14 protein-coding genes are annotated in these 13,400 nt (G+C 67.1%); 6 read left to right on the forward strand and 8 right to left on the reverse strand.

Going from position 1 to position 13,400, the window contains the following annotated elements; genetic code table 11:
- The first annotated feature begins 94 nt into the window (after positions 1-94).
- Complete coding sequence (locus C450_RS09380; RefSeq protein ID WP_005043008.1) at positions 95-1,237, forward strand: acyl-CoA dehydrogenase; 1,143 nt, start codon at positions 95-97, stop codon at positions 1,235-1,237.
- Between the two features lie 26 nt (positions 1,238-1,263).
- Here C450_RS09380 and C450_RS09385 read toward each other — a convergent pair whose 3' ends face one another.
- Together C450_RS09385 and C450_RS09390 are read right to left on the reverse strand one after the other, a co-directional pair.
- A complete protein-coding gene (locus C450_RS09385; RefSeq protein WP_005043011.1) occupies positions 1,264-1,578 on the reverse strand; it encodes an AzlD family protein in 315 nt (104 codons plus the stop codon).
- Positions 1,571-2,350 (reverse strand): AzlC family ABC transporter permease, encoded by a 780-nt coding sequence (locus tag C450_RS09390; protein ID WP_005043012.1) that lies wholly within the window; start codon positions 2,348-2,350, stop codon positions 1,571-1,573. The genes C450_RS09385 and C450_RS09390 overlap by 8 nt, the downstream gene beginning before the upstream one ends.
- Before the next feature lie 128 nt (positions 2,351-2,478).
- Between C450_RS09390 and C450_RS09395 the strand changes: the two genes are divergently transcribed.
- Positions 2,479-2,754, forward strand: coding sequence for a DUF7111 family protein (locus tag C450_RS09395; protein WP_005043016.1), 276 nt, complete (start codon positions 2,479-2,481; stop codon positions 2,752-2,754).
- A gap of 4 nt (positions 2,755-2,758) precedes the next feature.
- Here the strand turns inward: C450_RS09395 and C450_RS22380 are convergent, their stop codons facing one another.
- Positions 2,759-2,899: a hypothetical protein gene (locus tag C450_RS22380; protein WP_005043019.1), complete on the reverse strand. Its 141-nt coding sequence runs from the start codon at positions 2,897-2,899 to the stop codon at positions 2,759-2,761.
- 460 nt (positions 2,900-3,359) lie between these two features.
- Between C450_RS22380 and C450_RS09400 the strand changes: the two genes are divergently transcribed.
- Positions 3,360-3,698, forward strand: a complete 339-nt coding sequence (locus tag C450_RS09400) for a cupin domain-containing protein (protein WP_005043021.1) — start codon at positions 3,360-3,362, stop codon at positions 3,696-3,698.
- Positions 3,699-3,737: 39 nt separating this feature from the next.
- On the opposite strand, the gene C450_RS09405 is transcribed toward C450_RS09400, so the two are convergent.
- The gene (locus tag C450_RS09405) at positions 3,738-4,982 is read right to left on the reverse strand and encodes a Zn-dependent hydrolase (protein ID WP_005043022.1); all 1,245 of its coding nucleotides are present in this window, start codon (positions 4,980-4,982) and stop codon (positions 3,738-3,740) included.
- 243 nt (positions 4,983-5,225) lie between these two features.
- Between C450_RS09405 and C450_RS09410 the strand changes: the two genes are divergently transcribed.
- Positions 5,226-7,244, forward strand: a complete 2,019-nt coding sequence (locus C450_RS09410) for a S9 family peptidase (RefSeq protein ID WP_005043025.1) — start codon at positions 5,226-5,228, stop codon at positions 7,242-7,244.
- A gap of 97 nt (positions 7,245-7,341) precedes the next feature.
- Here the strand turns inward: C450_RS09410 and C450_RS09415 are convergent, their stop codons facing one another.
- Complete coding sequence (locus C450_RS09415) at positions 7,342-7,539, reverse strand: DUF5800 family protein (RefSeq protein ID WP_005043027.1); 198 nt, start codon at positions 7,537-7,539, stop codon at positions 7,342-7,344.
- A 109-nt stretch (positions 7,540-7,648) separates the two neighbouring features.
- On the opposite strand from C450_RS09415, the gene C450_RS09420 reads away from it, so the two are divergent.
- Both C450_RS09420 and C450_RS09425 read left to right on the forward strand, forming a co-directional pair.
- Entirely contained in the window at positions 7,649-8,923 is a 1,275-nt protein-coding gene (locus C450_RS09420) for a polymer-forming cytoskeletal protein (RefSeq protein WP_005043030.1), read from the forward strand.
- A gap of 7 nt (positions 8,924-8,930) precedes the next feature.
- On the forward strand, positions 8,931-10,112 hold the full coding sequence (locus C450_RS09425) for a redox-regulated ATPase YchF (RefSeq protein ID WP_005043034.1): 1,182 nt from the start codon (positions 8,931-8,933) through the stop codon (positions 10,110-10,112).
- Between the two features lie 36 nt (positions 10,113-10,148).
- Here the strand turns inward: C450_RS09425 and C450_RS09430 are convergent, their stop codons facing one another.
- The 3 genes from C450_RS09430 to C450_RS09440 form a co-directional block, all read right to left on the reverse strand.
- Complete coding sequence (locus C450_RS09430; RefSeq protein ID WP_005043036.1) at positions 10,149-10,583, reverse strand: hypothetical protein; 435 nt, start codon at positions 10,581-10,583, stop codon at positions 10,149-10,151.
- Between the two features lie 275 nt (positions 10,584-10,858).
- The gene (locus C450_RS09435; RefSeq protein ID WP_005043037.1) at positions 10,859-11,710 is read right to left on the reverse strand and encodes a UbiA family prenyltransferase; all 852 of its coding nucleotides are present in this window, start codon (positions 11,708-11,710) and stop codon (positions 10,859-10,861) included.
- Between the two features lie 117 nt (positions 11,711-11,827).
- Entirely contained in the window at positions 11,828-13,258 is a 1,431-nt protein-coding gene (locus C450_RS09440) for a sugar porter family MFS transporter (protein ID WP_005043038.1), read from the reverse strand.
- Positions 13,259-13,400 lie beyond the last annotated feature (142 nt).

Raw genomic sequence — 13,400 nt, forward strand, 5'->3', positions numbered from 1 at the left:
GGTCCGTTTTGCCTCGATACCGTGGATCGAACGACTGTTCGGGAAGCGGCGGCCGTGGCGGAACAGTAAAGAAACACGGCCCGAACGAACGTTCATGGACTTCAGCCGGTCGGCCGAGCAGAAACAGATCGCGGAGATGGTCGCGGAGTTCGTCGACGAGGAGATCAAACCCCGTGCAGCCGAAATCGACCACGAGGACGAGTTCCCGCACGATCTCGTCGACGAGATGGCGGAGCTGGGACTCATGGGAATGCCGTTCCCCGAGGAGTACGGCGGCGCGGGACTCGACTATCACTCCTATGCGATCGGACTCTCGGAGATCGCACGGGGTTCGGGCGGGCTCGGTACCGTGGTCGCCGCCCACATCAGCCTCGCGGGCAACATGCTCTACGAGTTCGGTTCCGAATCCCAGAAAGAGGAGTACCTGACGCCGCTCGCGGAAGGGGAAGACATCGGCGCGTTCGCGCTCTCGGAGGCGGGCGCGGGCAGCGACGTGCCCGCGATGGAGACCACGGCAGAGAAAGACGGCGACGAGTACGTGGTCGACGGCGGCAAGCTCTGGATTTCCAATGGCTCGGTCGCCGACACCGTCACCCTGTTCGCGAAAACCGATCCCGACGCGGGTAACAAGGGGATCTCCTCGTTCGTCGTCCGTCCCGACGAGGACGACGGCTTTCACGTCGAGGGGACCGAGGACAAGCTCGGCGACAAGGGCTGTCCGACCGCGGAGCTGCGCTTCGACGGAATGCGCATCCCCGAGGAACGGCGACTCGGCGAGGAAGGCCGCGGGTTCGTCCACGCGCTCAAGACCCTCAATGGCGGTCGGATCACGATCGCCGCCCGCGGGGTGGGGATCGCCCAGGCCGCCCTCGACGAGGCGCTCCAGTATTCGCAGGACCGCGAACAGTTCGACCAGCCCATCAGCGACTTCCAGACCATCCAGCACAAGCTCGCGGATATGGACACCAAGCTCCAGGCCGCCCGGCTGTTGATGCACCAGGCGGCCGACCTGAAGATCCGTGGCGAGGACTACAGAAAGGAAGCCTCCCAGGCGAAGCTCTACGCCAGCGAGATCAGCAGAGAAGTCGCGAACGAGGGCATCCAGATCCACGGCGGCTACGGCTACACCAAGGACTTCCCCGCCGAGCGCTTCTACCGGGACGCCAAGCTCAACGAGATCTACGAGGGCACGAGCGAGGTGCTCAGAAACACGATCGCCCAGCAACTGCTCGACTGACGGCCGAAACGCCGCTGGGGATCTCGCTACACGACCTGCCTGACCGCCAGCACGGTCCCGACGCCGACCGCGAGCGACAGCAACAGGTTCCCGGTTTTGCGGGCGACCGCGACAGTGGTGGCTGCGGCGATCCACTCGGGAACGCCGCCCTTGGCGAGCGCAGGCGCGACGAAGGCGACGACGACCGCACCCGGAAGGACGTCGAGTCCGGCTTCGGCCCGTTCGGAGAGGTCGACGCGACCCACCAGCCAGAGCCCGCCGGCCTTGGTGGCGTACGTGACGAGCGCCATCCCGGCGACGAGGGTGAGCACTGCCGGATCGAGTGCGAGTGCGCTACCCATCGTGAGTCACCATCTCGATCCCAGCACCGGCGAGCGCACCGACGATGACGTACCACTCGCCGGGAAGGACGGCGTTCGTGGCGAGCGCGACGCCAGCGGCAGCAAGCCACGGTCGGACGGACTCGCGACCCTCCCAGAGTCCGGCGGCGAGCGTGAGGAAGAGCGCGATCACGACGAAGTCGAGCCCGTACTGTGCGGGGTCGCCAACGAGATCGCCAGCAGTCACGCCGACGACGGTCGCGACGATCCACAGTCCCCAGAGAATCAGTCCGCTACCGAGGAGGAACGCACCCCGTCGGCTGCCCGCCCGGAGCGTCGCGATCGTGAGCGCCCAGTTCTCGTCGGCGGTGAAGAAGACGCTGCCGTAGGCTGCACGCGGCGAGAGGTGGCGAAACCACGGCCGGAGCGCGGCCCCGAGCAGGAGATACCGGAGGTTGACGATCCCGACCGTGGCGACGACGGTGATCGCTGGGACTGAATCTGCCCAGAGCTCGACCGCGATGAGCTGTGCGGCCCCCGCAAGCACAGTCGCGCTCATCAGCCCGGCCTCCGCGACGCTCAGCCCGGCACGGCCGGCGAGCACGCCGAAGACGACGCCGTAGCCCGCGACGCCGATCGCGACCGGGAACCCGGTGACGAACCCCTCACGGACGCCCGCGAGCGTGAACGTGACGTCCCCTCTCTCGCTCGAAGGCGTCGATCGCGGGGTCGTCTCGTTCGTCGAGTCCCGGTCCGTCGCGGCTCGCTCCCTCGACGTGTCGGTGTCAGCCACGATCGTCCCCTCGTGCGATGACGGTCATCGTGAGATCGCACGATCGCACCGTGGATAACCGCTTTGTGAACCGCGGTCGTCGACCGGGGACCCACGTGCTTTTGCTGTGGCCCGACGAACACGAATCGATGACCGACGGGACCGCCGAGGCGAACGGTATCACCGCCCGCTACACCGAAACCGAGACCGAGCGCGTGCTCGCGTTCGAGTCCGAGGGGCAGACTGCAGCGATCGCCCAGAACCGCGAAGGATACGCGATGCTCAAGGTGCGACCGACAGTCGAAAGCGACGAACTCGAACGGTACTACGGGTTCGACATGGCGCTCGACCACGCCGCCGAACTTCTGGGGGCATCGCCGAACGATCTTCCGGTGCCCGATCCCGCTGCCGACATGGGGATGTAGCCCATTAGATCGCGGTGAAGACGAGATACGGCACGGCGAACAGCAGGACTGTCATCACGAGGAGGATGGCACCGTAGCCGACGAACGTCCCGAGAACGGTCCGCCACGAGGGATGGTCGACCCCACCGGGGAGATACTGGTTCATATCCGATGGAGTGCCTGCTGGGGCTTAAATCCCACAGCCGTCGGAATCTCGATCACGCGCGGGACGCGCGATCGACGGGTCTCGTTCGGCGCTGCTCTTCCAGGAACCGGTTCGTCACCGCGAGCGCGACGTTGACCGCAGAGATCGCAGCCCCGAGCCACGCGCGATCAACGAGCCGTCCGAGGTCTCCACGAACCCACCGATAGCGATGACGAGAACCAGGCTGGTAACGGTGATGGCCACCGTCATCGTCGGTCTGCGGTTCTCGGTTCGGTAGGAGTGGAGGCCCGCAGCGACCGTGCCGAGACCGACCCAGGCAGCCCTATCCTTCCATCGTAATTCCGTCGCTCCGTTCGGTGTATGTTCCGCTAGCGATACCTGAAGGTGATCGTTCGTGGGGCCTCATGAACGACTACTGGGAGGGTGGCGCTTTTATCTGCTTGGCTACGGTGAGAACGCCATGGAGATCCGTTCGGCGGCCGATATCGAAAGCACCGAAGCGGTCGAGGGCGCTCACCTGCAGCGCCTGGCCGGTGGCGAGAAGGCGAACGTCCAGCGGTTCGTGATCGATCCCGGGGCCGTCGTCCCGGAGCACAGCCACCCACACGAGCAGGTCGGCTACGTGATCGAAGGGGAGCTGACGTTCACCGTCGACGGCGAGGAGCGTATCGTCGGCGCGGGCGACTCGTACGTTCTCGCTGGCGACGAACCCCACCGTGCGGAGAACCACGGCACGGACCGGGCGATCGGCCTCGACGTCTTCAGCCCGCCGCGGGACGATCCCGACTGGGAGGGATAGTCGATCGGGGTGAACCGAAACCGGCGCTCGAATCGCGGTTCACGTGGCGAGGGCGGCCACGGTTTCGGCGAGTGCCCGGGTCGCCGCCGTGCAGTCGGCCCAGTCGGTCCACTCGCGCGGACTGTGTGAGGCTCCATCCCGCGAGGGCGCGAACAGGAGGCCGGCGTCGGTCACGGACGCGACGTGCATCGTGTCGTGGGCAGCCCCGGAGTGCATCGCCAGCGACTCGATGTCCGCCTTCTCGCACCCTGCGTGGGTAGCCTCCCGATACCGTTCGCTCATCGGCGTGGGGCGGAGATCGAAGCTGCGCTCGAACTCCGTCGTAACGTCGCGGTCGCGAGTGATGCGGTCGAGGTTCGCCCGAGCACGTTCAACGATCGCGTTCATCGTGGCGTACTCGGTGCTCCGGACGTCGAGGCCCATCTCGACTCGGCCGGGAACGACGTTGGTCGCGTTCGGCTCGACCGTGAAGCCTCCCACCGTTCCGACCGCGGTGTCGTCCTCCGTCGTCGCTTCCCGGGCGGCCGACTCGACGTCGAGGACGAATTCGCTGGCCGCTGCGAGGGCGTCGTCGCGGTCGGCCATCGAGGTCGCGCCCGCGTGGTCGGCCTCGCCCTCGACGACCACCTCGCAGTGGGTGATACCGGTGATGGTGGTGACGATCCCGACCGGAACGCCCGCCGCTTCGAGCCGATCGTTCTGCTCGACGTGGAGTTCGAGCCACGCGTCCCACTCCCGCGCGTCGAGGCGTCCCTCCCCACGGAACCCGATCTCTGTCAGGGCCGCATCGAGGGTGGTGCCGTCGTCGTCGGCAAGGCCCAGTGCTGCCTCGACCGACCGCTCGCCGGCGGCGACCGACGATCCCAGCAGCCCCTCGGCGAAGCGCTGGCCTTCCTCCTCGGTGAAGCAGACGACCTCGATCGGACGAGCGGGTTCGATACCGGACTCCTGTACCGCGCGAACGGCTTCGAGCGCCGCGTAGACGCCGAGCGGTCCGTCGAAGATCCCACCCCGCGGCACCGAATCGAGGTGGCTCCCCGTCGCGACCGCCGGCGTGTCGGGGGCTACGTCGTCGGGAACCCACCGCCCGGCGACGTTGCCGACAGCATCGACCCAAACCGCGAGGCCGGCCGCTTCGAGACGGTCGACGAGGTACTCGCGCCCGCGACGGTTGGGCGGCGTCCCGGTGAGAACGGTCCGTCCGCGGCCCGTTTCGGCGTCGATCGCGCCGAACGCGGCGTTGGTCTCGATGTCCGATCGGAGTCGATCGCCGTTGATCTCCATATGAGGGGATCGACCCGCCCGTAGTACACTCTTCCGGCGACCGGCATTGCGAAACGACGATGGGGATCGTTTCGCTGTCCGTTCCTGTTCCTGCGTTGCTCAGGGGCTGCCGTCAGCCGACCGACTCCGCTCGGTTATCGTCGACCTCGGCAACGGGGCGGCCCCCCGTCGCAAGCGATCCGCCCCGGTCGAGCGGTCGACGGCAATCGATACGTGCATGAGAGTCGCTATCGAGAAGCGGACATGGAGCCGATCGAGGGAAGCGACCATCACGACATCGTGCGAGTGAGCGAGCCACGACTCTCGCCGGACGGCGAACGGGTCGCGTTCGTTCGGCGGGTACCGAAGGACGAGGAGTCCGTCGCGGCCACGATCCACGTCGTTCCCGCCGACGGCGGAGGCGATCCGCGACAGTTCACCCTCACGGACGGCGTCGACGCCGAACCACGCTGGTCGCCGTCGGGCGATCGCCTCGCGTTCGTCTCGACACGAGGCGACAGCGACCGGCCACAGCTCTGGGTCGTCCCCGTGGACGGCGGCGAGGCCCGACAGGTGACCGACGTCCCCGGTAGCGTTTCCGCCCTCTCGTGGGACCGCGACGGCGAGCGGATCGCGTTCGTCCAGTCGGTGACCGTCGACGAGCGCGAGGAGGAGCGTGACCTGCACGGCGACGAACGCACCGTCCCGGACCCGAAAGTGCTCGACCGACTGGTGTACCGGGCCGACGAGCGCTACTTCGACGGGACCCGGAGTCACGTCTACGTCGCCGATCTCGAGGGGAACGTCGAACGCGTCACCGACGGGGAGTACGACTACGGTTCGCCGGCGTGGAGCGACGAAACGCTCTACGTCACCGCGAAGCGAACGGACGATCCCGACGACAACACGATCGTGGACGTGTTGGCCCACGACCTCGCCACGGACGAGGTCGAGACGGTGTTCCAGACCAACGAGTGGATGCCGACCATCGCCGTCACCGACGACGACCGGATCGCCTACACCCACACGCCGGCCGAAATGGGGGCAATGGGCCAGACCGACCTGCTGGTGTACGACCGCGCAAGCGAGACGACGGCGACGCTCACCGAGAACCTCGATCGCACGGTCGAGACGCCGACGATCACGTGGGGCCGCGAGGCAGAGTCCGTCTACTTCGTCACGCCCGACGAGGGCGCGTTCGCCGTCCGCCGCGCGAACGGCGACGGCAGCGGTGACGTCGAAACGGTCGTCACGGACGGTCACGTCACGGGCGTGACGGCGGGCGGTGGGCGGGTCGCGTTCGTCCGGAGCGAATGGGACCACCCCGGCGACGTGTTCGTTCACGAGGGATCGGACACGACCCGGCTGACGCGGGTGAACGAGGCGTATCTCGCGGATCACGCCATCGGCGAACCCGAGCCGGTCCGGTTCAAGGCCGACGACGGGCCGACGATCGAGGGGTGGGTGCTGACACCGCCCGATATCGCCGACCAGAAGGCCGACCGATCGTCCGACGCCGACGAACCGTATCCCTTGATAACCCAGATTCACGGCGGGCCACACGCGATGTGGACGGCGGCGGGGACGATGTGGCACGAGTTCCAGACGCTCGCCGCCCGCGGGTACGCCGTGTTCTGGTCGAACCCGCGAGGATCGACGGGGTACGGACAGGCGTTCACCGCCGCGATCGAGCGCGACTGGGGGGCAGTGACGATGGCGGACGTTCTCGCCGGTGTGGAGCAGGTCACGGATCGCGCGGACATCGACGGCGAGGAGTGTTACGTCACCGGCGGCTCGTTCGGCGGGTTCATGACCGGTTGGATCGTGGGCCACACCGATCGATTCCGGGCCGCGGTCGCTCAGCGCGGCGTGTACGACCTGCTCTCGTTTTACGGATCGACGGACGCGTTCAAGCTGGTCGAGTGGGATTTCGACACCACGCCGTGGGAAGAGCCCGCGTTCCTCTGGGAGCACTCGCCCGTCGCCCACGTCGATGCGGTCGACACCCCGACGCTTCTGATCCACGCCGAGGACGATTATCGGGTTCCAGTCAACAACGGCGAGATGTTCTACCTCTTCCTCAAGAAAAACGGCGTCGACACCCGGCTGGTGCGCTACCCGCGCGAGGGCCACGAACTGTCGCGCTCGGGCGAACCCGCCCACGTCGTCGACCGGATCGAGCGGATCGCCCGCTGGTTCGACGGCTACTCCGCACGCGTCGACGCTCCCCGCGCACTCGACCGTGGTGACGAGGGGCTCTCGACCACCGACGACGAGGACTGACCACCGGCTCGAAGCGCGATCGTCGGAGGACGTCTCTGCCTCCTCGCTGTGAGGGGGTTCGTCCCTCGAACGAACGACACGTAGAGCCAGTTGGTGCTCACGCGGTGATGTCGTCGATGCGTCGGGGTTCCCCCGACAGCGCCGGGTCGGGTTCGACGATCTGGAGCACTTCGTGGTCGGTGATCTCGGGATAGGGTTTGTCGACGGCGTCCTCGACGAGCGCGCGATCGAGCCGGAACTCCGTTCCCTCGTAGCTCACGTCGACACCCTCATCGTCGAACGATAGAACAGTCATGACCGAGGTTCGTCGCTCGCCGGTAAAAATCGCTCGTCCCGACGGGCGGTGGCCGGCCGTGGCCGGCAGACGGATTGGATTTATTACGCACCCCCACCGAACCGTCGGTGTGTCGCTCCGCTCGGACCCGCTCGCCGCGCTCGTCGTCCCCGATGGCACCACCGTCGAGGAACACGCCATCGTGACCGAGACGGACGTCATCGTCGGCGCACAAAGCGAGATCGCACTCGGCGTCCGCGGCCGGAACGTGATCGCCGGCGAGCGCGTCACGATCGCCGGTGACGTCGAGGCCGAGGCTGACTGTCGTCTCGACACCTGGTGTGAGATCGGGGGGAACGTGCTCGCGGGCGCGGACGCCTACATCGGCGAGCGCGTCACCATCGACGGCCAGCTCGTGGTCGCCGGCGATCTCGACATCGGCGACGACGTCACGATCGAGGAGGGGTTCGACGCCAACGGCTGGATCGTGATTCGCAACCCGGTCCCGACGCTCGTCTTCCTCTTCACCTATCTCACCCATCTCCTCCACATCGGCGAGGAGGACATGGCCGAAGACGTGGTCGCGGAGGTGTTCGACGAAGAGGAAGCAGAGCCGCTCGTGATCCCGCGCAACGCCGACGTGACCGACGACGCGTGGCGGGTCTCGACTCCGGCGGAGGTCGGGGCCGACTGTCGCCTCCACGGCAACCTCCGTGCGGCGTCGATCACGGTCGACGAGCGTAGTGAAGTGTTCGGCAGCCTCCGGGCGCGCGAGTCGATCGTGGTCGAGAGCGAAACGACGGTCCACGGCGACGTCACGACCCGTGGTGGCGCAGTCGAGGTCGCCGCCGACGCCCGGATCCGCGGCGATATCGCGTGCGAACAGCTCCGTCTCCACGAAGGTGCGGTGGTCGAGGGCGCGATGCGCGCTCGCGGCGAGATGACCATCGTCCGCGAAGAAAACCCGCTCGCAATCGCTCCCGAATCGGACACCGAGACGGCTACCGGAGCCTCCGAAGCCGCCGAGGACCGATCGCCGTCGACCGAACCGGGTGCGGACGCCGAGGTGGAGGCGAGCGAGCCCGACGAACCGGCCGAGCCGACTGATGGCGCGGACCGAACTGACCTGATCCAGGCGATCGAACCGATCGACGCTCCCACAGCGAGCACGGAACGCACCGCCGACGAGGAGGAATCGGAACCGTCGAACGAAGACGAATCGGCGGCGACAGACCACGGTGAAGCGAACGCGGCCGACGAGGAGCCATCGGAGCCGGTGATTCGGGAGGCCGAACCCGAGGCGAGCGAGTCCGCGGAACCGGCGGCGGACGATTCCGAGGGATCGGGAACGAGCGATCCGGAGGCATCCGAAGAACCGAAAGGCAGTTTCACACCGCCCGAGTAGGCGCGCCATGCTCTCGCTCGCGCTCGCCGGCAAGCCGAACGCCGGCAAATCTACCTTTTTCGAGGCGGCGACCATGACCGAGGTCGACGTCGCCAACTACCCCTTCACGACGATCGACGCGAATCGCGGGGTCTCGTACGTGCGTACCGACTGCCCCTGTCTCGACCGCGAGGAGCGCTGCGGCAACGAACACTGCCGCGACGGCAAGCGGTACGTCTCTGTCGAGCTCCTGGATGTCGCGGGGCTCGTCCCGGGCGCACACGAGGGACGGGGGCTGGGCAACCAGTTCCTCGACGAACTCACGACCGCCGACGTTATTTTGAACGTGGTCGACGCCTCCGGCGGGACGAACGCCGAGGGCGAGCCGGTCGAAGTCGGCGATCACGATCCCGTCGAAGACGTGGATTTCGTCGCGAGCGAGATCGAGCGATGGCTCGCGGGGATCGTGGCGCGCAACTGGGAGACCGTCGAGCGCGGGTCGCGCTCGCCCGGCTTCGCGATCGACGACCACCTCGCGGAGCTGCTCTCGGGTGTGGGCGCGAACGAGCCGGCGATCGCGGCGACGCTACGCGCGCTCGACTATCCTGACGACCCGCGCGAGTGGACCGACGACGACCGCCTCGCGCTCGCCCGCGAGATTCGAGCGCGAACCAAACCCCTCGTCGTCGTGGCGAACAAAGCCGATGTCGCGCCCGAGGGCAACCTCGATTCGCTGGCCGCGGCCGCCGAGCGCGCGATCCCGGCGACCGCGGACGGCGAACGCGCGCTCCGGCGCGGGGCCGAGGCGGGCGTGATCGACTACGATCCCGGCGATAGCGAGTTCGCGGTCGGCGACGGCCTCTCGGCGAGCCAGCGTGCGGGACTCGAAACCGTCGAGGACGTCATCGAGGCGTACGGCGGGACCGGCATCCAGCGCGCGCTGAACGAGGCGGTGTACGACCTGCTCGATCACATTACTGTTTACCCGGTCCAGAACGAGTCGAAGTGGACCGACGGCCAAGGGAACACCCTCCCCGACGCCTTCCTCGTCCCCCGCGGATCGACGCCGCGCGACCTCGCCTTCGCAGTCCACTCGGACATCGGCGAGGGGTATCTCCACGCCGTGGACGCACGCTCGAACCGGGAGATCGGCGACGACCACGAACTCGCGGAGGGCGACGTGGTGAAGATCGTGAGCACCGCGAAGTGACGCGACGATGCCCGGTCCGTGGGCCGAACCGGCCCGTCAGTTCATCACTTCGGCCGTGTCGATCCCGACGACGATCCCCGCATCGATGTCGTCGGTAGCGCGGTCGTCGTCAGCCGCCGCGAGCAGTCGCTCGGTCTGTTCGGTGTGGGCGTGCTGTGCGGCCGTCGCGAGCCGCGAGTCGAGGTCGTGTTCCTCGCGAAGGGTCTCCCACGCCCCCGCATCGACGACGTAGCCGCGAACGCCGTCGACGGTCACGTACTCGTACTCGCGTTCGTAGGTCGAGTGCGACCCGAGCAGCGAGGCGTTGAGAACCACGAGCGCACCGACGAGCCCTTCGCGGGGAACGTTTTCGGCTTCGGCAACGTCATCGACCACATCGGCCTCAATCGGCGTCTCAGCCGCTTCATCCGTGCCACCGTCGGTCGTCCGCGTGTCGGCCGTCGAACCGTCGTTGGAGCGATCGTCGGTCATCCACGCCCGGTTCGTGGGGGGCGTCTTTCGGTGTTGTGGTTGCATAGTTCGGATCGGTCCTCTGCGCTGGTTCTGAAAGCGATCGCAGAGTGGTCCACACTCGCACGAGACAAATGAAAACCGCGGGCCACTCCCTCCCCAACCGATTCCTTCGCCTCACCCCGTTCGGCTCAGTCATCCCTCGCACGCGAGTCGCGCGCCGATAAACGGCGCGCAGCCGCGCGCCACCGCAATCGGCTGGCCGGGCAGCGTGGTGTTCGCCAACCGTTCGTGCGTCACACGAGCGGCTGGAACCACACGGCGAAAAAGAGGAGTCCGAGGAACACGTAGGAACCGCGCATCAGCACCTCGGTCGCGCGCCGCGGTTCGAGCCGCCGAGTCGTCGCGGCGACGACGGCGAACGCGACGACTGCGAGGCCGGTGCTCGGCGGAAACACGCCAGTGATTGCGCCCACGAGCACGCCCACGAGCGCGAGCGCCACGAGGCCGTAGGCGACACGACGCGCGCGCTCGCGGCCGAGCACCACGGCGACGGTCCGTTTGTCGATCGAACGGTCGTAGGATCGGTCCTTCGCGTCGTCGATGACTTTGATCCCCGAGAGGAGCACGAGGAAGACGGCTGCAAACGCGAGCGCCGTCGTCGAGAACGCGCCCGCTTGCACGTAGTACCCACCGAGGATCGAGAGCGCGATCCCGACCGGGTAGCCCGCGGTCGCGCCCACGGGATGCATGTCGAGCTGGGGCGCGTGAAGGTAGCCGACGAACCACGCTGGCAACGTGACGAGCGCCGCACCGGGCCCGATCACGATCCAGAGCCAGCCGAGACACGCCGCGAACCCGCCGGTCGCGAGCGCGAGCCCCAGCCGACAGCCCCCCACCGTGAGCGGGTGGTCGTCGTCCTCGCCTCGAACGTGGAAATCGACGTAGCCGTCCTTGACGTGGGCGGTGTAGACCGCACAGAACATCGCCGTCATGTGGACGATACTGGCGACTGGCGAGATACTGGGAGCGAGTGCCGCGCCGAACCACGACGCCGCGAGCGGTGGGAGCATGAAAACCGGGTGGACCTGCGAGGCGAGCGCGGCGAGATCGGCTCGTGTTCCCTGCTCGTGGCGTGCGATAGCCATACAACCACGTTCGGGTCCCCATCACATAGGTGTGCGGTCGGAGTGTGGCGTTTCGACGCCACAGCGGTCGTGGTCGAACACGCGTCGATTCCTGACAAGCGCGCTCCTGTCGGCGTATCAGTCGTTGGACGCGGGGTCGGGCGATCGTTCCTGATCGGGACCAACCATCGCGTTCTCGCGGAGGTCTGCCTCGATGTCTTCGAGCGAGCGACCCATCGTCTCGGGAACGCGCGAGTAGATGAACACGAACGCGAGGAGGCAGAACCCACCGAGCAGCCAGAACGAGGGCCCCTCGCCGAGCCGGTTGATCAGCGGGAGGAAGGTCAGCGCGACGAGGAAGTTCGCTCCCCAGTTGAAGACGCTGGCGACACCCTCCGCGGTCCCGCGGATGCGAAGCGGGTAGATCTCCGAGATGAGCAGCCAGAACACCGGCCCGAGACTGATCGCATAGAAGCCGACGTAGCCGATCATGCTCCCAAGCGTCACGTAGCCGACGACGCCCGACAGCCCCGGCAGGAAGAAGCCGAGTCCCAGTATCCCGAGCATCACCGTCATCCCGCCAGTGCCCACGAGCAACAGCGGTCGCCGACCCACGCGATCCACGAGGAGGATGGCGACAACAGTCAACAGGACGTTGACCGTTCCGACGCCGACAGTGCCGACGATCGAGGCGATGTCGCCGAACCCGATGTTGCTGAGGATCGTCGGTGCGTAGTAGATGATGGTGTTGATCCCGCTCACCTGCTGGATAACCGCGAGGCCGACGCCGACGATGAGCGCCGGGCGAACCCACGGTTCGAGCAGATCCGAGAGATCGCCTTCCGCCTCGGTTTCGCTGACGTCGCGGATGTGCTCGATTTCCTCGTCGATATCGTCGGTGCCGCGGACGCGGGAGAGTACAGCTCTCGCCTCGTCGATCCGGTCGTTTTCGATGAGCCAGCGCGGGCTCTCGGGCAGGAAGTACGTCCCGGCCGCGAGTATCGCCGCCGGCACCGCCCCGAACCACAGCATCCAGCGCCAGCCGACGATCCCGAGGAACTCGGGCGCGAAGGCGTAGTTGACGACGTACGCCAGCAAGATCCCGATCGTGATCATCAACTGCTGGAGAAAGCCGAGCGCGCCACGGATGTCGGAGGGAGCGGTTTCGGAAATCAACAGCGGGCCAACGATCGACGCGACGCCGACAGCGACACCCTCGATGACTCGCCAGGCAATGAGCCACTCGATCGTCGGCGACAGCGCCATCCCGAACGAGCCGACGAAGAACACGATCGCGCCCGCGAGCGTCAGCCGGCGACGGCCGAACCGATCGGCCAACGTCCCCCCGGTCGCCGCGCCGATCATCGCCCCCACGAGAACGCTGCTGGTGACGACTCCCTCCAGAAACGGCGACAGCGTGAACGTCTGGTCGATGTACAGCAGCGCCCCCGAAATGACGCCGACGTCGAACCCGAACAGCAACCCGTTGAGCGCGGCGATCCCCGCCATGACGTAGACGAAGCTGCTGTGCTCGCGCTCGGCGTTCACCAGCCGATCGGCTATGCCCATCGGTCACCGCCACAGGCAACTGCTGTTCGATCGATACGTTCCGCCCGCAGTCGGTTTCGGTCGCTCCGGTCCGTCGCCGTTCGGTCCGCTCGACCAACAATCACACGGACGATAACTCGAATACGAAGGAATATATTGTGGT

Origin of the sequence: Halococcus salifodinae DSM 8989 (assembly GCF_000336935.1) — an archaeon.
In the GTDB taxonomy this organism is placed as follows: domain Archaea; phylum Halobacteriota; class Halobacteria; order Halobacteriales; family Halococcaceae; genus Halococcus; species Halococcus salifodinae.

Excerpts from the sequence above, each read along its gene's own strand:
- C450_RS09380 (WP_005043008.1), top strand. The coding sequence starts at position 95 with ATGGACTTCAGCCGGTCGGCCGAGCAGAAACAGATCGCGGAGATGGTC.
- C450_RS09385 (WP_005043011.1), bottom strand. The coding sequence starts at position 1,578 with ATGGGTAGCGCACTCGCACTCGATCCGGCAGTGCTCACCCTCGTCGCC.
- C450_RS09395 (WP_005043016.1), top strand. The coding sequence starts at position 2,479 with ATGACCGACGGGACCGCCGAGGCGAACGGTATCACCGCCCGCTACACC.
- C450_RS22380 (WP_005043019.1), bottom strand. The coding sequence starts at position 2,899 with ATGAACCAGTATCTCCCCGGTGGGGTCGACCATCCCTCGTGGCGGACC.
- C450_RS09400 (WP_005043021.1), top strand. The coding sequence starts at position 3,360 with ATGGAGATCCGTTCGGCGGCCGATATCGAAAGCACCGAAGCGGTCGAG.
- C450_RS09405 (WP_005043022.1), bottom strand. The coding sequence starts at position 4,982 with ATGGAGATCAACGGCGATCGACTCCGATCGGACATCGAGACCAACGCC.
- C450_RS09410 (WP_005043025.1), top strand. The coding sequence starts at position 5,226 with ATGGAGCCGATCGAGGGAAGCGACCATCACGACATCGTGCGAGTGAGC.
- C450_RS09415 (WP_005043027.1), bottom strand. The coding sequence starts at position 7,539 with ATGACTGTTCTATCGTTCGACGATGAGGGTGTCGACGTGAGCTACGAG.
- C450_RS09425 (WP_005043034.1), top strand. The coding sequence starts at position 8,931 with ATGCTCTCGCTCGCGCTCGCCGGCAAGCCGAACGCCGGCAAATCTACC.
- C450_RS09430 (WP_005043036.1), bottom strand. The coding sequence starts at position 10,583 with ATGACCGACGATCGCTCCAACGACGGTTCGACGGCCGACACGCGGACG.
- C450_RS09435 (WP_005043037.1), bottom strand. The coding sequence starts at position 11,710 with ATGGCTATCGCACGCCACGAGCAGGGAACACGAGCCGATCTCGCCGCG.
- C450_RS09440 (WP_005043038.1), bottom strand. The coding sequence starts at position 13,258 with ATGGGCATAGCCGATCGGCTGGTGAACGCCGAGCGCGAGCACAGCAGC.